Origin of the sequence: Streptomyces sp. NPDC020379, assembly GCF_044387105.1 — a bacterium.
Classification (GTDB): domain Bacteria; phylum Actinomycetota; class Actinomycetes; order Streptomycetales; family Streptomycetaceae; genus Streptomyces.
This window is the reverse complement of record NZ_JBIRVR010000043.1, coordinates 1-24,586: the sequence shown is the minus strand read 5'-3', so window position 1 is coordinate 24,586 and position 24,586 is coordinate 1. Positions and strand designations below refer to the sequence as shown.

General features: G+C 68.2%; 28 protein-coding genes and 4 pseudogenes. 20 read left to right on the top strand and 12 right to left on the bottom strand.

Annotation, left to right across the window (positions count from 1 at the left end; all coding sequences use genetic code 11):
* Positions 1-358 precede the first annotated feature (358 nt).
* Entirely contained in the window at positions 359-1,879 is a 1,521-nt protein-coding gene (locus tag ACH427_RS32040; protein WP_398875296.1) for an MFS transporter, read from the top strand.
* A gap of 64 nt (positions 1,880-1,943) precedes the next feature.
* On the opposite strand, the gene ACH427_RS32035 is transcribed toward ACH427_RS32040, so the two are convergent.
* From ACH427_RS32035 to ACH427_RS32020, 4 genes and pseudogenes are all read right to left on the bottom strand, one after another.
* On the bottom strand, positions 1,944-3,104 hold the full coding sequence (locus tag ACH427_RS32035; protein ID WP_398875294.1) for an ISL3 family transposase: 1,161 nt from the start codon (positions 3,102-3,104) through the stop codon (positions 1,944-1,946).
* A 259-nt stretch (positions 3,105-3,363) separates the two neighbouring features.
* Positions 3,364-4,518 (bottom strand): hypothetical protein, encoded by a 1,155-nt coding sequence (locus ACH427_RS32030; RefSeq protein WP_398875292.1) that lies wholly within the window; start codon positions 4,516-4,518, stop codon positions 3,364-3,366.
* Between the two features lie 662 nt (positions 4,519-5,180).
* Positions 5,181-5,687: pseudogene (locus tag ACH427_RS32025) on the bottom strand (methyltransferase); the annotation flags it as partial.
* 21 nt (positions 5,688-5,708) lie between these two features.
* Positions 5,709-5,852: a hypothetical protein gene (locus ACH427_RS32020; protein ID WP_398875290.1), complete on the bottom strand. Its 144-nt coding sequence runs from the start codon at positions 5,850-5,852 to the stop codon at positions 5,709-5,711.
* On the opposite strand from ACH427_RS32020, the gene ACH427_RS32015 reads away from it, so the two are divergent.
* From ACH427_RS32015 to ACH427_RS32005, 3 genes and pseudogenes are all read left to right on the top strand, one after another.
* Positions 5,845-5,988, top strand: coding sequence for a hypothetical protein (locus tag ACH427_RS32015; RefSeq protein WP_398875287.1), 144 nt, complete (start codon positions 5,845-5,847; stop codon positions 5,986-5,988). The genes ACH427_RS32020 and ACH427_RS32015 overlap by 8 nt on opposite strands.
* Before the next feature lie 257 nt (positions 5,989-6,245).
* Entirely contained in the window at positions 6,246-6,668 is a 423-nt protein-coding gene (locus ACH427_RS32010) for a hypothetical protein (RefSeq protein ID WP_398875286.1), read from the top strand.
* 2 nt (positions 6,669-6,670) lie between these two features.
* Positions 6,671-7,534: pseudogene (locus tag ACH427_RS32005) on the top strand (helix-turn-helix domain-containing protein); the annotation flags it as partial.
* Positions 7,535-7,564: 30 nt separating this feature from the next.
* On the opposite strand, the gene ACH427_RS32000 reads toward ACH427_RS32005, so the two are convergent.
* Complete coding sequence (locus ACH427_RS32000; RefSeq protein ID WP_398875284.1) at positions 7,565-8,026, bottom strand: DUF2690 domain-containing protein; 462 nt, start codon at positions 8,024-8,026, stop codon at positions 7,565-7,567.
* 322 nt (positions 8,027-8,348) lie between these two features.
* Here ACH427_RS32000 and ACH427_RS31995 point away from each other — a divergent pair, with 322 nt between their 5' ends.
* Complete coding sequence (locus tag ACH427_RS31995) at positions 8,349-8,777, top strand: DUF2690 domain-containing protein (protein WP_398875282.1); 429 nt, start codon at positions 8,349-8,351, stop codon at positions 8,775-8,777.
* A gap of 18 nt (positions 8,778-8,795) precedes the next feature.
* The gene (locus ACH427_RS31990; RefSeq protein WP_398875280.1) at positions 8,796-9,182 is read left to right on the top strand and encodes a hypothetical protein; all 387 of its coding nucleotides are present in this window, start codon (positions 8,796-8,798) and stop codon (positions 9,180-9,182) included.
* 76 nt (positions 9,183-9,258) lie between these two features.
* Here the strand turns inward: ACH427_RS31990 and ACH427_RS31985 are convergent, their stop codons facing one another.
* Complete coding sequence (locus ACH427_RS31985) at positions 9,259-9,525, bottom strand: hypothetical protein (protein ID WP_398875278.1); 267 nt, start codon at positions 9,523-9,525, stop codon at positions 9,259-9,261.
* Positions 9,526-9,798: 273 nt separating this feature from the next.
* Here ACH427_RS31985 and ACH427_RS31980 point away from each other — a divergent pair, with 273 nt between their 5' ends.
* On the top strand, positions 9,799-10,614 hold the full coding sequence (locus ACH427_RS31980) for an IS5 family transposase (RefSeq protein WP_398875276.1): 816 nt from the start codon (positions 9,799-9,801) through the stop codon (positions 10,612-10,614).
* Between the two features lie 34 nt (positions 10,615-10,648).
* Here ACH427_RS31980 and ACH427_RS31975 read toward each other — a convergent pair whose 3' ends face one another.
* Together ACH427_RS31975 and ACH427_RS31970 are read right to left on the bottom strand one after the other, a co-directional pair.
* On the bottom strand, positions 10,649-11,608 hold the full coding sequence (locus tag ACH427_RS31975; RefSeq protein WP_398875274.1) for an Lrp/AsnC family transcriptional regulator: 960 nt from the start codon (positions 11,606-11,608) through the stop codon (positions 10,649-10,651).
* A gap of 103 nt (positions 11,609-11,711) precedes the next feature.
* Complete coding sequence (locus tag ACH427_RS31970) at positions 11,712-13,235, bottom strand: MFS transporter (protein WP_398875272.1); 1,524 nt, start codon at positions 13,233-13,235, stop codon at positions 11,712-11,714.
* Positions 13,236-13,739: 504 nt separating this feature from the next.
* On the opposite strand from ACH427_RS31970, the gene ACH427_RS31965 reads away from it, so the two are divergent.
* Entirely contained in the window at positions 13,740-13,955 is a 216-nt protein-coding gene (locus ACH427_RS31965) for a hypothetical protein (RefSeq protein ID WP_398875270.1), read from the top strand.
* 39 nt (positions 13,956-13,994) lie between these two features.
* Here the strand turns inward: ACH427_RS31965 and ACH427_RS31960 are convergent, their stop codons facing one another.
* A complete protein-coding gene (locus ACH427_RS31960) occupies positions 13,995-14,474 on the bottom strand; it encodes a transposase (protein ID WP_398875268.1) in 480 nt (159 codons plus the stop codon).
* 190 nt (positions 14,475-14,664) lie between these two features.
* Positions 14,665-14,886, bottom strand: a pseudogene (locus ACH427_RS31955) (helix-turn-helix domain-containing protein); the annotation flags it as partial.
* Positions 14,887-15,318: 432 nt separating this feature from the next.
* On the opposite strand from ACH427_RS31955, the gene ACH427_RS31950 reads away from it, so the two are divergent.
* The 11 genes and pseudogenes from ACH427_RS31950 (at position 15,319) to ACH427_RS31900 (ending at position 21,322) form a co-directional block, all read left to right on the top strand.
* On the top strand, positions 15,319-15,906 hold the full coding sequence (locus ACH427_RS31950) for a PadR family transcriptional regulator (RefSeq protein WP_398875266.1): 588 nt from the start codon (positions 15,319-15,321) through the stop codon (positions 15,904-15,906).
* Complete coding sequence (locus tag ACH427_RS31945; protein WP_398875264.1) at positions 15,899-17,527, top strand: FAD-dependent monooxygenase; 1,629 nt, start codon at positions 15,899-15,901, stop codon at positions 17,525-17,527. The genes ACH427_RS31950 and ACH427_RS31945 overlap by 8 nt, the downstream gene beginning before the upstream one ends.
* Before the next feature lie 211 nt (positions 17,528-17,738).
* Positions 17,739-17,873 carry a hypothetical protein gene (locus ACH427_RS31940; protein WP_398875262.1) on the top strand — a complete coding sequence of 45 codons (135 nt, stop codon included), beginning with the start codon at positions 17,739-17,741 and terminating at the stop codon, positions 17,871-17,873.
* A 34-nt stretch (positions 17,874-17,907) separates the two neighbouring features.
* Positions 17,908-18,090, top strand: a pseudogene (locus ACH427_RS31935) (histone-like nucleoid-structuring protein Lsr2); the annotation flags it as partial.
* Positions 18,091-18,171: 81 nt separating this feature from the next.
* Positions 18,172-18,729, top strand: coding sequence for an NUDIX domain-containing protein (locus tag ACH427_RS31930; protein WP_398875260.1), 558 nt, complete (start codon positions 18,172-18,174; stop codon positions 18,727-18,729).
* Between the two features lie 71 nt (positions 18,730-18,800).
* Positions 18,801-19,172: a hypothetical protein gene (locus ACH427_RS31925; RefSeq protein ID WP_398875258.1), complete on the top strand. Its 372-nt coding sequence runs from the start codon at positions 18,801-18,803 to the stop codon at positions 19,170-19,172.
* The gene (locus tag ACH427_RS31920; protein WP_398875256.1) at positions 19,165-19,584 is read left to right on the top strand and encodes a DUF6093 family protein; all 420 of its coding nucleotides are present in this window, start codon (positions 19,165-19,167) and stop codon (positions 19,582-19,584) included. The genes ACH427_RS31925 and ACH427_RS31920 overlap by 8 nt, the downstream gene beginning before the upstream one ends.
* On the top strand, positions 19,581-19,982 hold the full coding sequence (locus ACH427_RS31915) for an HK97 gp10 family phage protein (RefSeq protein WP_398875254.1): 402 nt from the start codon (positions 19,581-19,583) through the stop codon (positions 19,980-19,982). Before ACH427_RS31920 ends, ACH427_RS31915 begins: the two co-directional genes overlap by 4 nt.
* On the top strand, positions 19,979-20,221 hold the full coding sequence (locus ACH427_RS31910; protein WP_398875252.1) for a hypothetical protein: 243 nt from the start codon (positions 19,979-19,981) through the stop codon (positions 20,219-20,221). Before ACH427_RS31915 ends, ACH427_RS31910 begins: the two co-directional genes overlap by 4 nt.
* 534 nt (positions 20,222-20,755) lie before the next feature.
* Positions 20,756-21,067: a transposase gene (locus ACH427_RS31905; protein WP_398875250.1), complete on the top strand. Its 312-nt coding sequence runs from the start codon at positions 20,756-20,758 to the stop codon at positions 21,065-21,067.
* Between the two features lie 132 nt (positions 21,068-21,199).
* Positions 21,200-21,322: a hypothetical protein gene (locus ACH427_RS31900; protein WP_398875248.1), complete on the top strand. Its 123-nt coding sequence runs from the start codon at positions 21,200-21,202 to the stop codon at positions 21,320-21,322.
* A 205-nt stretch (positions 21,323-21,527) separates the two neighbouring features.
* Here the strand turns inward: ACH427_RS31900 and ACH427_RS31895 are convergent, their stop codons facing one another.
* A complete protein-coding gene (locus ACH427_RS31895; protein WP_398875245.1) occupies positions 21,528-22,442 on the bottom strand; it encodes a methyltransferase domain-containing protein in 915 nt (304 codons plus the stop codon).
* Between the two features lie 140 nt (positions 22,443-22,582).
* Positions 22,583-24,025 carry a hypothetical protein gene (locus tag ACH427_RS31890; RefSeq protein WP_398875243.1) on the bottom strand — a complete coding sequence of 481 codons (1,443 nt, stop codon included), beginning with the start codon at positions 24,023-24,025 and terminating at the stop codon, positions 22,583-22,585.
* Between the two features lie 28 nt (positions 24,026-24,053).
* Between ACH427_RS31890 and ACH427_RS31885 the strand changes: the two genes are divergently transcribed.
* On the top strand, positions 24,054-24,422 hold the full coding sequence (locus ACH427_RS31885; protein ID WP_398875241.1) for a hypothetical protein: 369 nt from the start codon (positions 24,054-24,056) through the stop codon (positions 24,420-24,422).
* Positions 24,423-24,586: the final 164 nt, after the last annotated feature.

The window sequence follows — 24,586 nt, the reverse complement described above, 5'->3', positions numbered from 1 at the left end:
GCGTGCACGTCCATGGGTATGGGGCAGGCCCCCGCCTCCAACCCGCCAACTACGACGCCGATATGTGTACACCGAAAGAGGAATCGAGCACTAAGTTCCCCAGGGAGGCATACAGGAGATCAGAGGCCACTTCCATAATCACGCCGCCCGCGGACCAGCCTGACCCCATTCTTTTCCCTCGACACCACACATCACAACCGAATGCCCGCGCAGGCATTCGCCATATCAGTCTTCGGCGTCATCCATCAGCCGCTCGGGAATAGCGATCTGCGTTTGCGGCGATGATTCAGCGGGGCGCACCGCTCGCGGCCGGTCCACTGCCCGTGCTCCACTTCACCGTCGTCGCTGGGAGGGGTCCTTGGACGTCCCACTCGCACCGATCTCCGTCGCACGGGTGCGGCGTCCCGCCGCTGTCGGCACGATCTGCCTGGGCTTGTATCTGCTCGGCATGGACCTGACCGTGCTCAATGTGGCACTGCCCGATATCCAGAAGGAGTTGCACCCGAGCACGGCACAGGCCCAGTGGATCGTCGACGGCTACGCGCTCGTCCTCGGCGGGCTGGTCCTTTCCACCGGCGCCGTGACCGACCGCATCGGCCGGCGGCTCGCCTTCACCAGCGGTCTGATCCTGTGCGCGGCCGTCTCGGTCATCGGAGCCCTCGCCACCTCCCCCGGAGTCGTCGTCATCGCCCGGGGCGGCATGGGCGCCGGTGCGGCGCTGTTCATGCCCGCCACCCTCTCCATCATCCGCAACCTCTTCCCGGAACCCGCCCTGCGCAGGCGCGCGATCGCCGCGTGGTCGGCCGTGGCCGGCCTCGGCACACTTACCGGACCGGTGATCGGCGGTGTCCTGGTGGAACGCTTCTCGTGGCGGGCGGGCTTCTGGATCAATGTTCCCCTCGCGCTGACCGCTGTCCTGCTCGCCCTTGTCCTGGTCCCCGAGACACGCGCCGGCCGCGCCGAACGGCCTGACATCGTGGGAACCGTCCTCTCGGCGGCCGGACTCACCATCCTCGTCTGGGCCGTCATCGAAGCCCCCACCAAGGGATGGACCAGTCAGCCCGTGTTGATCGCGTTCGTGGCCGCCGGAGTGCTCCTGGGTGCTCTCGCCATCTGGCAGTCCCGTGCCCGTGCGCCCATGCTGCCGCCGTTCCTCCTGCGCGACCGGCGGATCGTCGGCGGCACCGTGGCTCTGGCGATGATGTCGTTCGCCGTTCTCGGCGCCCTGTTCGTCCTCACGCTGTATCTGCAGAACATCCTGGGCTACACCCCTCTGGAAGCGGGGCTGCGCACACTGCCGCAGTCGGCTGCCATGGCGGCCGGCGCGGTCGCCGCTCTTCCGCTGCTGAATCGGTGCCGAGCGGCGATGCCCATCATCCTCGGCCTGCTCCTGGCCTCGGCGGCCTTCTCCTTCTGGGCGCTGACGACTCCCGGATCGGGCTACGGCCGCCTGCTCGCGGTCGAGCTCGTGGCAGGTCTGGGGGTGGGGCTGGTATCCGCAGCCGGGACCGAGGCGGTCATAGGCGCGATCCCTCCCGACCGCGCCGCTCTCGGTTCGGCCCTCAACGACGCCACCCGCCAGGTGGGGGCCTCCCTCGGTGTCGCGGTGCAGGGATCGGTTCTCGCCACGGTCTATACCAACCAGCTGACCCGTCGGCTGACAGACCTCCACCTCACTTCTCCGTCCGCCTCACGGCCGACGGGCCGGGGCCTCCCTGGCAGCATGACCACCGATCAGCTGTCGCCGGAGATCGGCCGCGCAGTAACCGCAGCGATCCGCAGCGCGTTCGTCGACGCGCTGGACGTCACCGCCGCGGTGGCCGCCGCTGTCACGTTGGTGACCGCGGTGGCAGCCGCTTATTGGTTACGACACCGTTGAAGTTCCCACGTCAGCTACACGCGCCGGGCAACCCCGCAGCCGACGTCACCGACTGGGCCGCCTCCTAATCTGCGCGATTCATGCCCCAGGACCACTGGTTACAGTAAGCGAGCTTCTTGAGCTCGGCGTGCAGATGAATGGCGTTGGTGCAGCCTTCGGCCCAGCGTCGGTCCAGGTGCGCTTGGAAGGGGTCGATCTGGCTGGGCCGGGGCTGGTGATGGCCGTTGAGCATCTGCTCGGGCGTTTCGGCGCGGGCGGCCCGGCGGACGGTTTTGCCGCCCATGTGCAGTTCCCGGGGGGTCTCCCGGATGCCGTGTCCCTGGTCAAGGAGGGAGTGGACGATCGCGTGGCGTTCGCGCAGCCGGGCCTCGATGGGTGACATCTCCTTCGTCGTGCTCTCCGGCCCGGCGAAGGCGATGTTCACGATGCCGTTCGCGTCGGCGTCGGGCGGTTTGAGGCAGGCGTTGTGCCGGCGGACACAGCGTTCGACCGCGGTGCCGAGGTTCTGCAGCAAGTGGAAGGGGTCTGCGACCTGGACCGCGTGGGGTGCTCCGGTGCGGGCGCCATCGGCGTAGGAGCCGGCCCGGTCCCGGCAGATGATCTCCGAGCCCGGATGGGCCAGCAGCCAGGCGGCCGGCGTCCTGGCGTCCCGTCCGGGCAGCGGGTCCAGGGGCCGGCCGGTCTCGCAGTCGATGATGACGGTGCCGTAGTGCTGCCCTCGCCGGGTGGCGAAGTCGTCCACTCCCAGCACTTCCGGCACGGCCCAGGCGGGATCGGGCACAGCCATCACCAGCCGGAGCAGCGTCATACGGCTCACGACGCTGTCGAGGGCCTGGGTGACGCGAGCCCCGGAACGGCCGGCGAGAGCGACAGCCACCGCCTCCAGTACCCGGCGGAAAGCCGGCATCCGCCTGCCGTACCGCACAGTGAGTCCGCCGACCTGCCCGGCGAACGTGCGGCGCGGACAAGCGGCGTTCTCGCAGTACAACCGCCGGACAGCCAGATCGATCCGTACCGCCTGATCACCCACCGGACCATCGGCCAGATGCCGGTCGTAGGTACTGTGCACCCGCTCGGAAGGCACCGCGCAGTCAGGACATCTCACGACGGCGTCCCGGGTTCTGGCCACAACGTGGACCGCGTCGTCCGCCAGGAAGACGGGATCTACCCGCACGGTGTCGAGGTACGGGAACAGCACACTGACGAGCTCGTCACACCACACCACGGTCCCATATGACGCTACGTCACCGTCGCGGAATCCCGGTGATCGTCCTCACGGAAATGTGTGCCTGATCCGAGTCCCGACAACAGATGTTGATGGCTTCGGGAGGCATCCGTCGGCCGCGGGGATCGATGTTCACGAGAACGGGAGGCACCTGCCGGCACTCGGCAGCGGAGCGATGGCGGCTGCCACCTACGCCCGTAGCCGGCTCTATGCGCACATGTGCGAAAGTCACCTGGCTCTCCTCTGCACCGGGTGCCGGTCAGCCTCCTCTGTATATGTCGGCCCAGGGCTGATTCATGCCACTTTGCACGCCTGCTATTGCGTCATCTATGCCGATGCATTCCAGAGTCGAGAAGCAGGTGCGGAACTGATGCCCCTGGCACGGCACGTTATCCCGACCACTGCTTGCGATTCCTCGCGCAATGACGCCCGCACCGTCAAGGGAGAAAACCGGGCCCCCGCTATCCCCTTGGCCCGCGGCAGGGGCATTACCGGTCTGCTGTCGGGCTATAACCACCGGCCCGTGAGTTCCGCTATCAGCACGGACGGTCTGGTCAACTGCATCGATCTTGATGTTGCAGATAGCCCCTGAGGCCGCACCGGAGGTACACACGTAGTCGCCGACGTAGTTTTTGCGCAAACCGTGGACCCCTTTGAGGAATTGGCCATCACCCTGCCAAGGGCCGTCCCACATGAGATTATCGAAGAAGCTGTTGTTTGAGATGGCGGCAATGTCGAGGAACCTGTTGTAGTAGGCGACTCCCCCGAACCATCCGCCACTCGCATTACGTACGTTGTCCCCTAGCCCGGTGACGCAGTGAGCAGCTGTCAGCTGGAGGCGCTGACTGAACACGAAGTCGCTGACACTGATGGTGAACCCGGTAGAGCATCGGTTTCCCGCCGGGAGTCCGGCTGACTGGAGATAGGCACCGGCGTGCGCCTGCTGGTCACTGCGTGAGATAGGCGTCGACTTTTCGCTTTTCTCCACGAATGCAGGGATCCCTCTGGAGCTCTTTTTCGTGCCGAACGGTGCGGTCGCCGCAGCCAGACTTTTCTTCTGCTTATCCAGGCTGCTGCTAACATCAATCGAAACTCCGCTGCCGTCCTCACGGGGCCCTGCGGAGACCACATCTCTCTTCTCTGCGATCTCCGAATCACCATTCTTGATTATTCTTTCAGCCTCGACTTTCAGAGCTGCCCGGGTGTAACGGGCGGGCAGCTCAACAACCTTGACAGACGACCGGAGGCTCTTGAGGAGGTCTTCTATCTGCTTGGGCTTCACGCCCCGCCAATACAGCTCCAGCTCCCGTTTCTCTGCCGAAACCTTGATCCCGGCGTATCCGCTGTCTTTATCCTTGCGTACAGCCTCAGAAATACGGTCTGCCGCCCTGTCTATCTTGCTCTGCTCCGACATCAGTGCTTGCCATGAAGCAAAACCCCCAGGCGCCTTCCCTGCCGGGACTGACGGCCCGCCAGCTCCAGAAGCAGCCTGGTCGGCCGCAAAGGCCCCGCCCGCAGGCAGCACGGAGAGTACCGCGACGGCAGTCAGCGCCATGGCCACCCTTTTATGATTACGTCTTGACACCGTTCCCCCATCCCTATAACCGAGTTGAGCACCGCCAGCACAGCACTAACGGATCAAAAACCGATGAACGACGCCTCAACGAAGGATTGGTACGGCTGGCCCTGAGCCACGGCACATCAGCCACGGTGGCGTGTTGGCCGGGTGGGCTGGCGCACGTGTGTGCCGCAACCACCCACTCGGCCCGGCCACGTTGCGGAGGTCTTTCCACACGGTCTGCACCGCCCGAGGCCATGTCGAGCGCGTCGGTCATGCCCTCCCCTTCGGCTGCCAGCGCACGTAATTGCGCGCTGACAGCGGGAGCGGAGTACCACCAGCAGTTCCTGTCGGACGCCAAGAACCCGACGGGCTACTGCGGCATCGGCGGCACGGGCGTCTCCTGCCCGGTGGGGATCGCCCCCCTCCGGGGACTGATGCAGGGGTGCCGCCTTCGCCTCCGCTATTGAGGCGAAGGCCGGGGTGGGGAGGGTGCGGACGTGGCGGAGGCCGGCTCGGGTGAAGAGGGTGGGCAGTTCGGCGGGGGTGCGGGTGCTGCTGCGAAGAGCCGTCAGCATCATGAGGTCGAGGTCCTTGCCCGGGTGCGGGGCGTTGCCCGGCGGCGGGGCCGCGTCGATGACCAGGACGCGGCCGCCCAGGACCGGGGCCTGGGGGCAGGAGCGCAGGATGCGGACGCAGTCGTCGTCGCTCCAGTCGGGCAGGACGTGCTTGAGGAGGTGGAAGTCGCCCTTCGGGACGACGGTGAAGAAGTCCCCGGGTTCTGCCCGCCAGCGTCCCGTCAACTGCTCCGAGGCGAGCAGGGGTTCGCGCAGGGCCGACGCCTGGTCGAAGAGGACGCCCGCCAGGCCGGGGTGGCGCAGGCCGCTGCGGCCGCCGCCGACGTCCACGACCGTGCCGTGGTCCGGGAACGGGTACGCGGCGGCGGCCACGTCGGCGAGCGGGACGTCGTCCGCCTTCACCGGCTTCCCGGCTGACGTTGCCAAGGACCTGTCCGGCGCGACCATCCAGCGCGTCGGGGTCTACCTCTACTTCGACCACTGGTACAGCTCCAGCGGCGGCACGGCTGTGCTCAAGACGCACGGGCACGGATCACGGTCGTCCTCGTTCGCCAGCAACAGCGCCTCGAAGACGGTGAGCTGGGGCCGCAACGAAGGCAAGTGGGTGGACATCACTAGCTTCTTCGACCCGGCGAAGACCCGAGGCATCGCCCTCGACCCGAACAGCACCTCCGACCCCTATTACGGCCGCGCCCACGGCGTCGGGCAGGCGAACCCGCCCCAACTGAAGATCACCTATACCCGGTAAGCCCCTTCGCTGCGCTTGCAATACCACCGGATCAGGCGGGCGAGGGGGGTGGGCGGTGAGGGAGATGCGGGTCATGGCGGGCCTCCATGGGTGCGGTCGCTTCTGCCCGTACGACGGGCAGCCCCTGCGGATCGTCGGCGATGCGCCCGTCACGGCGGAGTTCGGGCCCGCACCCGCAGGGCGCCACACCACGGACAGGCGCATGGCCGAACACAGCCTTGTAGGGGTGAGAAGCGTGCAACTAGCTTCAGGTCCCGGTGAAGAGCCCCGACGACGAAAGAGCCTTCATGAGAGTGGAGAGACCTTGCCGTTCAGGCGGTGCCGTGGTCGTGGCGGCCGTAATCGCCGGAATCACCGCGCTGGCTCCAGCGGCCATGGCCCAGCCCCGGGATACGCCACGCGCCGTCGCAGTCATCGAGACGACCATCGACGCCAACAGTCAGCTGCGTTGGGGGCCCCACCTGTCGGACGCGAAAGCGGGTGTGACACGGAGCAGGGCGTACTTCGTCATCGAGTGCTACGCGCGGGGCTCTTGGTACGACGACGGCAAACACCACACCGACGTCTGGTACAACGGTGCGGTGACTGACGGCGATCACATCTATCCGAACATCTACTCGTGGGGCGGAAACGTCAATACGAGGAAAGATCCGCCCGACGGCCTCCGTTTTTGCGGCTGAGGATGATTGCCGCCAAGCCGCGTCCGGACCTCTGGGCCGGCGTCGCACATCTCGACCTGGGTGCCGTCCGGGTGTCGGTGCTGCCGGTCCCCCCAGCGCGGACACCGCATAGCGCCTCGCCGGTACCGCTGCCCGATCCGGAGTACCCGGAGCACTGCGCACTCGCCCTCACCTTGGTGACACAGGGGGCCGTGGACCTGTACGGGCGGAAGGGGGCATCGCGGCTGGCACCCGGTGACTTCCTGCTGTGCGACACCTCGCGTCCCTCTGCCGCATGGGCCCTGGCCGAGCACGGACCGGCACGGTTGATCGTCGTGAAGCTGGCGCCGTCCAGCCTGGCCCTGGCGGAGGACCGGGTGGCCGAGATACTCGGACAGCGTCTGCCGGGCGACAGCTGCGCCAGCAGCATGCTCGCATCTTTTCTTGAGGCCCTCGTCGCTCAGGCCGAGGCTTGGGCTCCACGTGACGCGGTGCGTCTGGGCTCCGTCGTGCTCGACCTGGCCACCGTGTTCATCGGCCACCAACTCGCCGTCCCGGACCCGTTACCGGCCGCGGGACGCCAGGTGGCACTGCTGAGACGTATTCACACCTTCATCGAACACCATCTGGCCGATCCCCGACTGGGGCCGTCCGCCATCGCCGAGGCGCATCACATCTCGCTCCGGCAACTGCACCGGATCTTCGCAACGCAGGAGACCAGTCCGGGCGCCTGGATCAGGCGGCGCCGACTGGAACACTGCCGCAGTGAACTGGCAGATGTGCGCTACGCCGACCAGACCATCGCGTGGATAGCGGCGCGGTGGGGGTTCCTTCACCCGGCGGACTTCAGTCGCGCGTTTCGCTCCGCCTTCGGCACCACACCACGGCAGTGGCGCCGGGATGCCGGACTCGGCGTATCAGTGCCAGCCTGTGCAGGTGAACGTCGTGCGGCCGACGATCATCAGGCAGGCGGCCGCGGTGATGTCCTTGTCGTTGACCATGTAGGTGCGGTTGCTCGTGCCCGAGTGGATGTGCTGGGTCTCGGTGTTGTTGTCGCTGTTACGGACCCAGAAGTAGTCGCCGACGCTACCGTCGTCCTCCCTCGCCCACACCGCACGGCAGGAGGGGCTGTAGCGCAGTCTCAAGGTGGTGGCGTAGTTCCGGTCATAGACCACGTCGAGGTCCCGCACATCTTGTGAACAGGTGTACTTGTTCGGGTCCTTGCCAGTGCAGCTGGAGGCGTAGCAGGACGCCAGCGAGGGCTTAGCGGCCGCCGCCGAGGCGGCGGGCGCGGCATAGCCGGCCGCGAGGAGCACCACCGCGGTCAGCGCGGTCACTGTGGCACGGAGCGGCCGTGGGGCGGCCGGGTTCGTAGACATATTGTCGCCGTCCTTCCAGGGGTCTACCGACGGGTGTTCGCGCTCAGCCTGCCGGTTCCGTCGAATCCCAAAGCACGGTCGAGCAGTCATTGGCACGTGCCGTCAATTACTGGGCACATACGGCCAACAGCTGGCAGGGGGGAGCGCCACGTGAGTCGCGAGGTCGGCGCTCTCCGCCAACTTCGCGGCACGCACCATCAACCCCGTCGCCGTGCTCGGCGGCAGACTTGCCGCCGAGCACGGGGCAAGGTGCCCCGTGCGGGACCTGAGCCCCGGCCCTCCGACGACGGCGGCCCGGCTCCCGAACCCACAGGACGGAATCATGCTTCTCGCACCACGTCACCCGGCCGCGATCGGCGCCATCCTGGCTCTCGCCATCCCCGGTGCGGTCGTGGCAGCCTCACCGGCCTCCGCCGCCACGAGTTGCTACGGCAGCAGCTGCACCGGCCTCGACCCGAGCAGCACAACCTGCGCGGACGACGCTAGAACGGTCGAGGTCGGCGGCGGAACCGGCGAGATACAGCTCCGGTACAGCCCCTCCTGCCGTGCCGCCTGGGCCCGGCTCCAGTGGAGCCGCGGCTCCGGCTACATCAAGGTCGACAACGACAACGGCGACGCCTACAAGGCGACTGTCACCGGCTCGGGCAAGACCAACGTGTTCACCCTCATGGTCAACGACAAAGACATCACCTCCAACGCCCAATACTTCTGGGACGGCGGGCGCCAGTGGGACAGCACCCCCCGGTACTGACGGAACAAAGGAGCTTTCATGAGATTCGTCAGGCGACAACGTCTGAGCGCGGCCATCACTGTGGCCGTTGCGGCTGTCGGCCTCACCGCGATGGCTCCGACGGCGCATGCTCAGCCACGAGGCGAGGACAGCGCCACGGCCATCAGTACGAGCATCGATGCCAACAGCCAGCTGCGCTGGGGCCCCTATCTGTCCAGCAAGAGGGCGGGTGTGACCGAGAGCCGGGCAAGCTTCTGGGTCGAGTGCTACACCCGTGGCTCGGATTACGACGACGGCAAGCACCACACCGACGTCTGGTACCGCGGCGTCGTCATCGACGGCAACCACACCTACTACGACGTCTATTCCTGGGGTGGCAACGTCAATACTCCGCATGACCCGCCGAGCGGTCTGGGGCACTGCTGAGAGCGCGTGACACGCGTACACGACCGCACCGACCACCCATTGAAGGTGGTCGGTGCGGTCATGCCGAGCAGTCCATTTACGTCCGCAGTGCCTGCTTGACCGGCGTGCGCCCGACGTCCCACATCAGGCCGCCGCCCCCCTTCTTCTTGTCGTAGTGCGTTTCCAGGGCGTACCCACCTGCGGCAGTGTCGTCATCGAGCCACACCCGGTCGGGCAGGAACTCGTGTCGGCGGACGTGCGCGAGCGCGGCCCGAAGCCACGGCTCGGTAAGGAGCCCCTGCTCGGCCAGCAAGTCAACGAGGCGGTGCGGGCCGTGGCTCGACAACTCCTGGGCTTCGGTCACTTCGTGTCGCTCCCACCGCCGCCGTGCTTCGGCCCCTTCTGAGGCCCACTGCCGTCGGGGTGGGGCTTCTGACCGATCGACGGACCGTCCGGCTTCCCATGCGCGGGGGGCTTGCCGTCGTCCTTACCGCCTCTCGCCATCGTGCTCCTCCTCATCGAGGGCATGGAAGGGGTGACGGGCCTGACGGTAGTGCCGGGCGGGGCGTTTGCAGGTCGTGTTTGCTCAGATTGGCCGGAAGGCCGATGGCGGCAAAGACCAGTCGTTGGGTGAGTTATGGGGAGTGGGCTGTGGGGTTGGATCGTTCCGGCTGGTCTTTGGGAGTTGGCCAGGCCGTTGCTGCCGCCGGCGCGGGGGCGTCCGCAGGGTGGTGGCGTCGCGAACATTGATGACGAGGCGGTTTTCGCCGCGATCGTCTACGTACTGGTCAGTGGGTGCGCCTGGCGTGCTCTGCCGCCCTGCTTCGGGGCGTCGAAGTCGACCGTGCACCGCCGCTTCCTCCTCTGGTCGCGTGCCGGGGTCTGGGGCCGGTTGCACCAGAGGGCCCTCCAGCTCCTGGACGAGCAGGGCCTGGTGGACTTGTCCTGTGCGGTCCTCGACTCGGCTCACGTCCGCGCGAAAAAAGGGGGCGAACTTGCAGGTCCGAGCCCCGTGGACCGGGGTAAGCCCGGTTCCAAGATGCACATCCTGTCCGATGCGGGCGGACTGCCTCTCCGTGTCGGCTTCTCCGCCGCCAACGCCCACGACAGCCTCGCCCTGAAGCCGATGCTCTCCCATTTCCACATGGGACACGAATCCCACGCAGCAGAATCCAAACCGCAGCGGCTCCACGCCGACAAGGCCTACGACGTCCCCCACCTGCGAAGATGGCTGTGGGGCAAGCACATCGGCGTCCGCATCGCCCGCAAGGGCATCGACCCCAGCGAACGCCTCGGCCGTCGAAGGTGGGTGATCGAGCGGACGATGTCGTGGCTGACCGGCTACCGCCGAATCAACCACCGATACGAACGCCAACCCGCCAACTACCTGGCCTTTCTCGGCCTCGCCGCAGCCATCTGCTGCTACAAACGTTTACTCAAACTCGCCATGTAGGACACGATCTTAGGCAGGGCATCGCCGGGCCGGCTCAGGGGCGCAGGGGTCCGTACAGCAGGCGTTTGACCTCGCGGAGAATGGGGGCGGTCTCCACGGACTGGACGCCGGGGAGAGCGCCGATCCGGTCGTTCAGGTAGGCGTAGAGGTCGTGGTTGCCGCGGAAGAGGCCGGTGGCGACGAGGTTGGACGGACCGGTGATCGCGGCGACGAAGATGATCTCGGGGTGGCCGGCGAGGGTCGTGCCGATGGTGCTCAGCTCGCCCGGCGTGACGCGCAGCCAGAGCCGGACCGGCATGTAGTAGCCGAAGTGTTGCGGGGGGAAGTCCACGACGAACTCCAGCGCGCCGGTGGAGCGCAACCGTTCCAGGCGGCGTTTGACGCCGGACGGGGATCTGCCGACCGCCAGGGCCAGCTCGGGCAGGGGGCGGCGGCCGTCCTCGGCCAGTTCCGCCAGCAGAAGTTCGTCGGTCGTGTCCAGGGCGACCAGCTCGTCGTCCGCCGGGAGGCCGGGCCGGTCGAGCGGCTCCTGGGGGTACCTGCTGGTGGCGGGGGTGTCGGTGAAGGCGCGCAGGAGGCAGTAGGCCTGCACCGACACGAGGCTGGGCGTGCGGGGAAGCCGGTGCAGCAGCAGGGCGTCACGCTCTTCGTGGGTACGGGTGGTGACCCCGCAGTACAGTTCGGTGCCGCCGGAGGCGAGCGTGATCCAGCTGGTGTCCGGGCGGCGGGCGAGCGCGTCGGCGATCTTGGCGGCGGCGTCCGGGGTGCAGTGCAGCCGCAGCAGCCAGGACAGCCTCCCCAGCCGGTCGGGGACCGGCTGACCCACCACGCGCAGCCCCATGCCGTACAGGTGGCGGTAGCGGCGCGCCACCGTCTGCTCCGAGACGCCGAGGGACTGGGCGATCCGGCTGAAGGGAGCCCGGCCATCGGCCTGCAGCTCACGGACGAGCTGTTCGTGCTGCTCACCGGGCGTGGCCTCTGCGGGGGAACCCACTGTATCGACCCTTTCGACGGAGGGCGGTGCGCTTACGAGCGTACGGCGGGGCCCCACGGCGGACATCCGCGCGCGGGGCCCCGGCCCGTACCTGCCCGGCCGCTCAGTGCATCGCGACCGCTTGCTCCATGGAGTCGAGCTCCTTGGGCGACGCCTTGATCAGGAGTGCCGTACCCGCCGCGGCGGCCAGCAGGAAGGCCGCGCTCCACAGGTAGGCGACGGAGTATCCGTGGACGAGCCCCTGATCCCGGACCTGTCGGGCGGTCGCGGTCGGTCCGGTCGCGGGGTGTGCGGCCAGGTAGCCGGCCGTCGCCGACGCGGCGAGGGTGTTGAGCAGTGCGGTGCCCAGCGAGCCGCCGATCTGGTACGTCGAGTTGACCAGGGCGCTGGCGATGCCCGCGTCCCGGTTCTCGACGCCGATCAGGGCAGTGCTGGCCAGCGGGACGAAGCTCAGTCCGATGCCGAAGGCCAGCACGGCCATGGCCGGCAGCGCGTGGGCGGCGTAGGACGAGGTGGGGGTGAGCCGGGCCAGCCACACCATGGCGCCGATGGCGAGCAGGAACCCGGTCAGCATCAGCGGCCGCGGGCCGTACCGGGGAAGCAGGGAGCTCGCCACGTACGCCGCCAGCGTCATTCCGGCGGAGAACGGCAGGTAGGCGAAGCCCGACTGCAGCGCCGAGTACCCGAGCACGACCTGGAAGTAGTAGGTCATGAACAGGAAGAACCCGAACAGCGCCAGACCTGTCAGCAGTGAGGTGAGGAAGGCCCCGGCGCGATTGCGGTCGGTGAGCACCCGCAGCGGCAGCATCGGGTGGTCCGACCGCGCCTGCACGGTGAAGAAGGCGGCCAGCAGTACGGCCCCGGCGGCCAGGAACAGCCACGTCCGCGGGGACGACCAGCCGTTCTGCTCGGCCTGGGTGAAGCCGTACACCAGGGCCACCAGGCCGGTGCTGGACAGTACCGCGCCCGGTACGTCGTACCTGGTGCGCCCGTCGGCCCTGCTCTCGTCCAGGAGCCGCACGCCCGCGAAGGCCGCGACCAGCGCGATCGGGACGTTGACGTACATGCACCAGCGCCAGTTCAAGTATTCGGTGAGGACGCCGCCCGAGATCAGGCCGATCGCGGCACCGCCACCGGTGACTGCCCCGTACACGCCGAACGCCCGGGCTCGTTCCTTGGCGTCGGTGAAGGTCACGGTCAGCAGCGACAGGGCGGCCGGTGCCAGTACCGCGGCGAAGACACCCTGCAGGGCGCGGGATGCGTAGAGCATCGCCTCGCCGGTCGCCGCGCCGCCCAGAACCGAGGCGGCGGCGAAGCCGAACAGCCCGATGAGGAACATCCGCTTGCGGCCGGCGAAGTCGGAGATCCGCCCGCCGAGCATGAGCAGTCCGCCGAAGGCCAGCATGTACGCGGTGACCATCCACTGCCGGTTGGCGTCGGAGATACCGAGGTCGATCTGGGCCGAGGGCATCGCGATGTTCACTATCGAGGCGTCCAGGACCACCATCAGCTGAGCGATGGCGATGACGCCGAGCGCAAGCCAGCGGCGGCCGTCCGTCGGCTGCGGCTGCTCCGCAGAGCCCACCGCCCCGGTCCGTACAGTCTGCGCCGTTGGTTGGGTACGCATGATTCTTCCTTCGGTCTTCGTGAGGCCGGTCGCCGAGGGCGCTCGACGACCTCGGGCTCACCCTGCCGCAGTTCCCGGCGCCCCTCCGAGCCACGGGCGGCAGCACGGCAGAAACCTCCACAGCGGCGCGCGAGGCGGTGGATTCCGCCAGCGGGAGTCGGTAATGAGACCCTCACCAAGTTCCCCCTACCCCCACCGGTGACGTTCCGGCTGACGCTTCGCACGCCGCTTTCGGCTGTAGCCGACGAGGGCGTGAATGCCGCCGTCAGCGCCTTCCGTCGCTCGAAAACATCCGAGATTCCTTGATCGCCTAGTCGGGCTCGCAGGGGGCGTTCAGGGCTGTTCTCGGGCCTTCGCTGGAGCCCGCTACCCTTGTCGGTTCACGGTGCGGGACGGGGTGGCTCAGGTAGTTGATAGCGGCTCGCCGGACAGCACATGGACGTGCCAGAGCGCGGGTGCACCTACGCTGAAGGCGGGCGTGGGGCCGACGAGACGGATGCGCTGGTGGGCCTGCCCCGTTTACTAATCGACGCCTGGTCGTGGCTGAACTACAAGCCGGTGATGGCCTCCACGTACGACGGCCGACCGCACCGGGCGCCGGGCCCGGAGGTCCAGGCGACGTGGCTGCCGGAGGAAGCGGTGCGCCGCCTGGCCGCGTACAAGCTGCTCGCGGCCTACGAATCCAATCACGGCCTCGGGGAACATCGGTACAGCGGTTAACGCTAAGTGGTCCGCGCTGGAAGTCCTTCGGGGGGTTGATCAGGCTGCCAGGGCGACGGAGGATTCTTCTTGTCGGTCGGTGGGTGCATGTCGGTCGAGCCGGGCCAGCAGATCGTCCAGGTCGGCGGTGGTGAACTTCCACTGGAACGGCTGTGCCGTGGCGTTGTAGCGGTCTTCGAATACTCGAAGCCGATCCCGGACCTGGGTGAGGTCCGTGAAGTCGTTGGGTCGGACGACCTTGCGCTGAACGATCGAGAAGAAGATCTCGATCTGGTTCGTCCACGAGGCGTGCACGGGGGTGTGGATCATGACCGCGTTCGGAAACGCCTTGGTCAGACGGCCGATGGCCTTGTTTCCCCGATGGGAGGAGCCGTTGTCGACGATCCAGAAGACGCGTCTGGCGCTCGTGTATGGCTCGGTGGCCATGACCTGGGTGATGCCGGTCTTCGACTCGCAGCGGCCGAACACCTTCGCGCGGTGGACGTCGTAGGCGGCCAGGTAGGCCAGCGACGTACTCATCCTCGCCCAGCGGGACACCCTCGAACATGCGGACGTACAGGTCCAGGACGCGCTGGGCCTTGGCGCGGAAGTCCGGGTCGCGGATGAAGATCCAGGACCGGCACTGCCATGGCTTGAGCGCGTCCTCGCGTAGCCACCGGCGCACCGTAGACGCGGAGACGCTGTCGGTGATCCCGCGCGCGGTCAGTTCGGCGGCCAGCTCCGGGCAGGACCAGCGCGACAGCGGCACGCCGGTCTCGGCGGGTAACTGGCAGGCCAGCGCCTTGGCCTCGGCGACCTGCACGGGGGTGAAACGGGCGGGGCGCCCTGAGCGCTTGCGGTCGGCCAGGGCCGACAGGCCACCGCGGGCGAACCGGCCCCGCCAGGCTCGAACCGTATCCAGGTGCAGGCCCGTCTCGCGGGCGATCCGCACGTTGGAGCGCCCCCGCGCCGCGTGCAGGACGACCTGCGCGTACCCGCAGCCGGTGCTCGGTCTTGTGGCCGTAGGCCATCTTCTTCAACCGCTCGCGCTCGGCAGCGGTCGCAACTATCGGGCAGGCCGGGGCAACGGGCATGGCAGGCGGGCCGATCGGGAGAAGTGAATCAGGACGGGTCGAACCCTGCCGTAACCGGACGTTCCTCGTCCAGGTGTGGGAGGCCGTCGGCGCGGCGGCCTCGGCCGCGTCGAGTCGGCTCGCCGCCGCGGTCCGGTTTACCGCCCACTCGTTGGCGCCGCAGCCGAGGTCGCTGTGATCAGCGGAGCGCCGCCAGTACGGCAGCGGCTAGGAACAACGCCCGACACGAAAGTCGGATCCGAGTAGTAGGATCCGAGTTATTGCCATCCCAAGCCTGACTGTGGAGTGAAATGACCGCCAAACGACCCGCCAACCCCTTGGCTCTCGCCGTGTTGGGCTTGCTGCTGGAGCAGCCCATGCACCCCCACGCCATAGCGACCGCACTTCGGGAGCGGCAGATGGACCTGGCCTTCAAACTGACAACCGGGTCGCTGTACGACACGGTGCGGGCCCTGGCCCGAGACGGCTGGATTGAGGCGACCGACACCGAGCAGGTGGGCGGCCGCCCGACGCGCACCGTCTATCGGCACACCCGCGAGGGGCAGCGGTGCTTCACCGAGTGGCTGGACGAAATTATCCGCGAGCCGTCCCGGGAGTACCCCAAGTTCCTGTCCGCCGTCAGCTACCTGGGGGTACTGGGACAGCAACGGGCGGCGCGGGCGCTGCGTGAACGGGCGGCGGCCTTGAAGGTCCGGATCTCCGAGGGTGAGCAGGCGTATCGGGCTGCCAGGGAGAAGCACAAGGCGCCGCGGCTGTTTGTGATCGAGGCGGAGTACGCCCAAGCGATGCTACAAGCGGAGCTGCAGTGGGTACTGTGCACAGCCGAGGAGATCGAGCAGGGCACCCTGGAATGGCCGAGGGTCTCCCACAATGCCTGACACAACTGTGCCCGCGACAGAACGGGCCGAGCAGCGCTCACCCATCGCGCAGATACCCAGCGGCCCGCCGACCGCCTTGCAATCCCCGATACCGTCGCCGCCGACAGACACATCGGACGGCGACGCAGACGTCCTGGTGGTGGGAGCCGGGCCCGCCGGGTTGATGCTGGCCTGCGAGTTGGGGCTGGGCAACGTACGCACCGTGGTGCTTGAGCGGCATCCGGCCCCGCCCGGCTTCTGCCGCGGCTTCAACCTCAACGCCCGCAGCCTGGAGTTGCTCGACCGCCGCGGCCTCGCTGATCGCTTCCTCGCAGAGGGCCCCACCGTGCCGACCACCGCGTTCGCCGGAGCGGCCCAGCTCAACCTGGCCGCCATGCGCACCAAACACCCCTACGTACTGGGGATCGCACAGACCAGAGTGGAGGAGATCCTCGCTGAGCGCGCCACGGAACTGGGCGTGCGCATCCTGCGCGGTCACCGACTGACCGGACTGCGCCAGGATGACAGCGGGGTGCGCGCTGAGGTCGACTCCCCGGACGGGCGGATACTGCTACGCGCAGGCTGGCTGGTCGGCTGCGACGGCGCCCGCAGCACGGTGCGCAAGCTGGCCCAGATCGGCTTCCCCGGTACGCCCGCACGCCGCTTCACCCTGCTCGGGGACGTGGTCCTGGCAGACCCGCAGGCGATCCCGTTCGGGGTGACGGCCGGCGCGAACGGCACGGTGTTCGCCATACCCCGGCCCGGCTATGTGCGGCTGATCACCCACGACCCTCAGCCGCCGGACAACCGGGACGAGCCGGTGACACTTCCCGCCTTCCAGGACACGCTGGACCGGGCCTTGGGGCGGCATGTGGAGATAGCCGAAGCCCACTGGCTCACCCGGTTCGGGGATGCGGTCCGGCTGGCCGAACAACTGCGACACGGCCGGGTGCTGCTGGCAGGCGACGCCGCGCACATCCACCCCCCGGCCGGCGCCATCGGCGTCAACGCGGCAATCGACGACGCGATGAACCTCGGCTGGAAGCTCGGCCTGGTGGCGCGCGGACAAGCCCCCGACAGCCTTCTGAACACCTACCACACCGAGCGGCATGCGGCCGGCGCCAGGCTGCTGCGCAACACCCAGGCGCAGACGCTGATTGCCGTGGAGGGCGAACGGCTGGCACCGGTGCGCGACCTGCTCGCCGAACTGGCACAGGCCGAGGAGACGGCCGGATACTTTGCCGAGGCGATCACCGGCGTCGGCACCCGCTACCCGGTTCACCACGGCTCCGGCCATCCCTGGGAAGGGAGGATGGTGCCGGACGTCCCGCTGAAACGAGACAGGCTGCTGCCACTGCTGGCCCTCACGGGTGGCGGAGCGCTGCTGGTGGACGAGAGCACAGGGGCGGACTCGCTGCAGGAGGCGGCAAGGCCGTGGGCGGACCGGGTGACAGTGGTGTCGGCGCGGCCTGACAGCCTGCCAGGTACGCCCGCGATACTCGTCCGCCCGGACGGCCACGCCGCCTGGGCAGGAACACCCTCGGCACCCCACCGCACCGCCGCCCAGCAATTGCGCGGAGTCCTGAACCACTGGTTCGGGCCCCCTACAAAAGTGACGGGACCGGAAACGTCCGCTACTTAACGCTGTCTTGGCTCTTCGGGCGGGTCAAGAGAGCGAACTCCCACCTCGGCGTCCGCTCGGGTCCGCGCAGCCCAGCAGTCCCGCCCATGGGTCAACCCTCGAAGGACTTCCGGAGCCGACCACTTAGCAACCCCTTTCTGAACTACCCCAAAAATCGCCGTCAATTGAAAACGGTGGGGTACGTTCTGCGCCGAACGGAAGGGAAACTCTCATGACCAAGCGCGTTGACACCTACTTCGTGGACGACCTCACCGATGAGCGCGACGAGAGCGTGAAGGAACACGTGATTCGCTCGATAGCCGCCGCGTCGTCATCGACCTGGGCGACGACTCCTACGCCGAACTAGAGGAGAAGCTGGCGCCGTACTTCGCGGCCGGGCGGTCCAGTCGCGCCGCCGCTCCCGGAAGGCCACCAGGGCCACATCCGACGTGAAGACCGTCGAGCCGACCACGAGCGAGATCCGCGCCTGGGCGAAGCGGCGCCGCATCAAGGTCGCTGCCAGCGGGCGTATTCCCACCGCCCTTCGCGAGCCGTACATCGCCGACCACATGCATGCCGCATAGCTGGGCACACATGGTTGAGCCGCGCCTGGAGGACAGTGCGCGGCTCAAGCGCGTTCGGGTCACTCCCGAAGGGGGCGAGGCGTGAACGGGAACCGCGCGGTGGAGAACCACCTCCGGACGTCCGACTGGGCACGACTGAGCGGCGAGGTCGTACACCGCGGCGATTTCCTGATCGTTCACCGTGACCAGGCAGTCCAGCCCGACGGGGCGCCGGGAACGTACGAGCACGTCACCATCAACGAGGGCGCCCGCATTGTTGCCGTCGACGCATCGGGCAACATACCTCTCGTCGAGGACGACCTCTACCTCCAGGGCCGTCGCCAACTCGCGCCGGCCGGCGGCGGACTTCGACCAGGCGAGGATCCTGAGACCAGGGCACGGCGGGAGTTCAAGCGACCCGGCGAACTGCGCCTGCTCGCCCGCTTCCACCCGCTGCCGGCCACCACCTCCGCGAGCACCTATCTCTTCTTCACCACCGCCCTCAAGGACGGTGTCGTGCGCCGGGACTCGACGGAGGCGCGCATGACGGTGAAGTGGATGCCCCTGGAGGCAGCGGTCCAGGCCGTGCGGGACGGGAAGATCACGGAGGCGGGAACCGCGATCGGGCTCCTCCTCGCCGCGCGCGCCCTCGCGATCTGACCCGGCTCCCGGACGCCCGGCGGCAGGCCACACCGACCAAATTTCCGCTTCACATACCTATGGTCGGGCCCATGAACAGTTACCCCGAAGCCCGCAGCGTCCGCATCTGTGCCCCTCGCCCCGACACCCCGGTCACGATCGAGGTCGACGGGCACGACGTCGCCAGCGGTGTCGAGGCGTACCGCATCACGCAGACCGTGGACGGCGACCCGGAGGTCACGCTGTACATCCAGCCGGGCTGGAAGAGCCTGGAGTTCAAGGGCATGGCCGAAGTCGTCGTCGAGCCAGCCGACCTGCGGCACGTCGTCCACGACTGCCTCGGCAGCATCGACCGGCGGCAGCTCGACACCGCCGTGCCGGCCCGCGACGAGCTCGACGGGGAGCCGGGCGAGCTGACCCGCGGCGTCCTGTCCCAGCTGCGGGAGTGGGCTGCTGGTGCTTGACGTCAAGGAGATCTCCGCGTTCGCGGAGCGGAACCTGATGCCGGACCAGGTGCTGGTGACGCGCAGTACAGGCGAAGACGCCCTGGACCCGGTGACGGGTGATCTCATGCCCGCCGACCCGCTGGTGGTGCACTCGGGCAAGGCGGGCCTGTACCGGGGCCGGGAGCGCGTCCGTGCCCGCAACGGGCACGACGGCGCCTGGGCCGAGGAGGTACGGATCGGGTACCGGATGCTGCTGCCGCTCAGCGCGGCGGAGCTCCGGGAGAACGACACGGTGCCCGTTGCGAAGGCCCGGGATGAACAGGCGGTGGGCCGCACGTACCGAGTCGCCGCGCTCGGCGAGGTCTCCTCGATCCCAGTGCTGCGCACCGTCTGGCTGGAGGAGCACAACAGAGAGGAGAACGCGGCGTGAGCGGCGGCACTTTCACGAGCCCGGCGGCGCTGGCCGCAGCGTTGACGCGCAACGGCGTCGCCGCCATGGCGGCCGTACACATAGCGATGGAGCACGGCGCGCAGTCGCTGAAGTCCCGCGTGCAGCAGAACGTCTCCGGCCGGCCGGGCCCGAACGTCGTCACGGGCCGGTACAGGGCGTCGTGGCAGGCCGAGGTCTCCGGGGCCGGGCCGCCGGTGACCGGAGTGGTGGGAAGCTCCGCCCCGCGGGCGCGACGGCTGGAGTACGGCTTCGCCGGAGCCGATTCCCTCGGCCGCGTCTACCACCAGCCGCCCCTCCCGCACCTGGGGCCCGCCGTCCGACAAGCCGGGCCGACGATCGCGCGCGAGATGGGCACGGCCGTAAGGGCAGTCCTGTGAAGTGGCTCTGCGAGGACCTGGACGCCTCCCCGGCCATGGTGATCGGCGAGGCCGAGATGGGCATGCTTGCTCGCGCCGTCGTGGTGGCCGAAATCCTGGACGATGACGGCGAGCGCACCCTGACCCTCCTGACCACCCCGGGCCTGACCGAGTGGGACTCCCTGGGTATGTGCCAGTACGGCGCCGCCGCTATCGAGGGGTTCGCGGGCGCTGACTTCACCAACGGAGGCGACGGGTGATCGACCGCGCGCCCGTCACCGAGGCCGTGCGGGCGATGCTCAGCAAGGCCGTGGGAAAGCCTTGCGGCGTCGGCGCCCTGCCCACGGTCAACGGGGACCCGGCATCGCTGCCGTACCTGGTGCTGTACCCGCTGTGCGGAGACATCAGCGGCGCCCCGCTCGGCGATCGGTCCGAGGACGCCCACCCCGTGTACCAAGTGACCGTCGTTGCAGGCTGCACAGACCAGGCCGAATGGGTGGCCGACCGTGCGCGGCGAGTCCTGCTCGACCGGGCGACCACCGCGAGTGGACGCACCCCTGATAGTTCCAGGCTGCCGAGTTCGGGGCCGGACACTCATCTCGGCCGACGGCGCCGATCCCCCGTCGGCCGGCGAGGGCGTGGTGACCCATGCCCTGCGGGTTCAGCTCAGCATCGGCACCACCTGAACCTGGCCACCGGGCGCACGCAGGCCCGCCTGCCCCGGAGAGCTCGCTCGCACGCCAGTGTCAGTGGCCCCCGGTAGGTTGGCTGCTCAGGCGAAAGCCTGGCGGGAGGTGTTCCAGGAGAAGCGGCTGCGGCAGCCGCTGGCCGTCGAGGAGGCAATGGGGCAGCAGGCGCTGGCTTTGCTCGCCCTGCTGGACCAGGCATGCCGAGCCGTGGACGATCTCACCGACCGTGCCACGGCAGCGTTCCTCGCCCACCCGCATGCACCGGTCCACCTGAGCTTCCCCGGCTGCGGTCCGCTGATCGGGGCGCGGCTCCTGGCCGAGATAGGCGATGATCCGTCGCGCTTCGCGACCGCCAAGGGACTTCGGGCGCACTCCGGCGCGGCCCCGCTGACCTGGGCCAGCGGGTCCACCAGTTAGGTCACCCACCGCCGTATTGCGAACAAGAACCTGAAGGCCGTCGGGCACCTGTGGGCGTCCACCTCGCTCACCCGCTCACCCGGCTGCCGCACCCACTACGACCGTCGCCGGGAGGCGGGCGACCGGTACGCCATGGCGCTGCGGAACCTCTTCGGCCGCCTGATCACCGGCTTGCACTACTGCCTCCGGCATGGCGCCCTCTACCAGGAGCAGAGAGCCTTCCCCCTGCCACGCGAGGTGACTGTGGGCGAGTAGACGGACGGCCGGGAGCCACACCTAGGAATTCGCCTCGGGCCGCCAGAACCCTTACGCGGGAACGGTGGCCGGCCTTCCTTCCATCCGCCCACGAACACCACGGCGCGCGTCCTCCGCCGGTGAGGGAGGCCCCCGCCCCGGGTGCGGGCTGTCCGGCACCGATCCTTGGGAAACGCCATCGGCCCGTCCGGCTGACCCGCCGATGTCAGGGGCAGGAGTCAATGCGGACCGAGCCGATGGTCACGGACGGGTTGAAAAACATGGGGCTTGGGCCCTGCCTAACGACGTTGCCTGTGCAGTTACGGAACTGGAAGACGGTCATACTCCCGCTACCCGCCCTGCTGCCAACCGCGACGCTTTGGATGTGGGTGGTCAGGGAGGGATTGACGCACTGCCCGACGCTGACTTCCCGAGAGCTGACGGTCGTGCCGTCGTCGACTTGCAGTGAGCAGGTGGCTAGAGGAGCGGCTGAGGCGGCTGTCGCGAGGACGACCGCGAGCCCGACTGATCCGATGACGCTGCTGGTACGGGCGAGCCAGGGCAGGGATGGCATGGGTGGCCTCCAAGTGCGGTCGCTGCCGTGTACGTGCACTCCGAGGTAAATTATCTGATCGTGGGGGCAGCTATTGCAATCACTCACAGGAGTGGGGGGTGGCGATCGCGAACCGAATCTAGGGCTGACCCCTCGAACACGTTCTAGCCAGGCGAAGGGCACCTGCTGGAGGGAGGCGGTGCACAGAGTCCGGTCGTAGGGGGTGCCCTCCGGCCAGCCGTTCTCACCATTCACGGCGACGACGGTGGGGTGGTACCCAGCTGTGGCGAGACGTTCGCGGGCGGATTCGGTGAGGTCCTTGTCGATGTCGAGTGTCACCACGTTGTGGTCGCCGACGTGCTCACACAGCAGGGCCGCGTTGTAGCCGGTGCCCGTGCCGATGTCGAGGATCTTCCTGTCCGACGTGGCTGCCTCCGGGGCGAGGTCGGCGGCGGCGAGCATGGTGAAGACGGAGTCCATGGCGCTGATCGAGCTGGTGGGCAGGGTTCCGCCTTCGGGGCCGGGGTGGCCGTCGTCGACCTGGGTGGTCAGTGGCTGGTGCACGTCGTAGGCAAGGGACGCCCACATGCTGGGGTCCTCTCCCCACCGGAAGGGCCGGTTCTGCGGAGGCGGTTCTCCGTGCGATCCCATGCCCACCTCCTCGTCACGAGCCAGCGATGGATGGACGGTAGCGCCGGGTCAGGAGAGCTATTGTCAATACCTGTGGATCACGGCGTGCTGGGTGGGTGTCCGAGGTCGTCTGGGTAGCGGAATGCTCCATCCCGACTGGCGACGTCGTCGGTCTCGTAGCGCATGACGAGGTAGTGCCAGTCGTGGTTTCCTCGAATCATCTCGGCAACGTTGTCCATGAATGCTTCGGTTGCTGCTCGGTCCGCGCTACTGGATGGAATCTTGGCGAGGTCCCGCAGCAAGTCCTCGCGAGCGGCGTGGAATTGGTCGACTCGTTCGGCAAGGATCCTTGAGACCACCTCGACGGCCTCCTGCGGGGTGCATCGCCCGTCGCGCTGGATGATGGCGATGCTGTTGAACTGACGGTCCTGGAAGCTTTCACGTGGGGTTGAGAAGACATCGTTGAGCATGCCCATGTGCAGCGAGGCCGAGCGGCGCAGCCGCAACATGGAGGGCAACTGCCGGACCTCGTGGGGCAGGAAGGAGCCCAGCGCGGGCTCCATGAAGTCGTAGCACCAGTCCATGCCGAAGCTGATCTCGCGCCAGTCCTCCCAGTCGGCCATGCCCAGTTGATCGCGGCGACCGGGCACGTATTCGTAGCGTGACTGGTCGGTATAGGACAGCAGAAGCTCGCAGTAGTGCCGGGAGAATTGGTCGAGCCAGTCCCGGGGGCGGCCTTGCTGGGTGTGTTCCCAGGTCCGGGCGAGTGCCTGGGACAGCGTGCTGTCACTGGGCTGCCCGGCGCCCTGCAGGATCCCGACAAGTTCATCCACGCCGCGGCGCACGGCTTCGGGATCGCCCTTCACCGCGCCTTCTTCGAGCTGGTCATCGAAGCGGAAGAAGAGAAACATCCACTTCACGCCCTCGAAGAGGACATCCCGTTCAGCATCGGGCCAGGTGAAGGAGCACGCCAGGTCAATGCAGGAGCGTCGTGCGCGTTCGCGCGCGGATTCGGTGGGAGCCTGGTTCTCCTTGTCGATCCAGCCCCACATCTGTCCGGCGACCCGGCCGGTGTAGGGGTTGATGGCGAGCGGGAACGGGCAGCAAAACCTCTTCGGGATCACGATGCTCATGACGTCCCTCGTGTGCATGCGACAGCCGTGGCGCTGCAGACGTTCCCGATCGCAGAGGTGCCCACGCGGCGTACCCGCGGCACACTGCGGCACAGGGGGCATGACGGCGCCGCGCGGGAGCGTCAGCAGGCGCACGGAGCCGTGACCGGGCAGGTCAGGCCGCGAGCTCGGGGCGTTCGACGAGATGGCCGCGTTCAAAACGGGCTCCGGCACGCCGGCCGCGCCTTCAGCGCGGGGCTCGCCACCCAGTTGGCCTTCGGCCTGCTGTCCGGGGCCTTCTTCCTGTCCTGGGCCCTGTTCGTGCAGGGCGGCCTCGGCCTCCTCCTCCTCCTCCTCCCCCCCCGGCCAGGCCGCTTCCGGGTTCGTCGCGGCCTCCCTCGGCGAGATGGGCGGCGCCTGGCTCGCCATGAGCCTCGTCGCACGCTACGGACGAGCCGTGCCGCAGGCTGGGGCCCTCCTCGCCGCCGCCACCCTGGCCGGCTACCACCACCTGATCACCGCTGACGGCACCGGGATGGGAGCCGCCCTGGCCGCGGGCCCGATGCTCGCCGTCGGCCTTGGCCTCGGCATGATCGGCGCCCCGCTCGCCGACCTCACCCTCGGCAAGGTCCCCCACCAGCACGCCGGGTCGGCCTCCGGCCTGTTCAACACCGGAACACAGCTTGGCATCGCGCTGGGCACCGCCCTGACCGCCCTGGTCCTCTTCACCACATCGGCGCCGACACCCGCGGCCCGGCCATGGCCTCCGCCATCGCGAACATCCTCTGGTACGTCATCGGCACGCTCCTCACGATGTGGGCGCTGATGCTCCTGCTACCCAAGCGAACCCACACCAGCTGACGACGACGGGGCCCCACTCCGTCGCCCCGTCGGCTACTGACTTTGTTGGTGTGGTGTCGTGAGGGTGAGTCCGGTTCCGGTGAGGCAGCCGTCGATGATTTCGCTGCGGTACTGGATTTCACGGAGTCT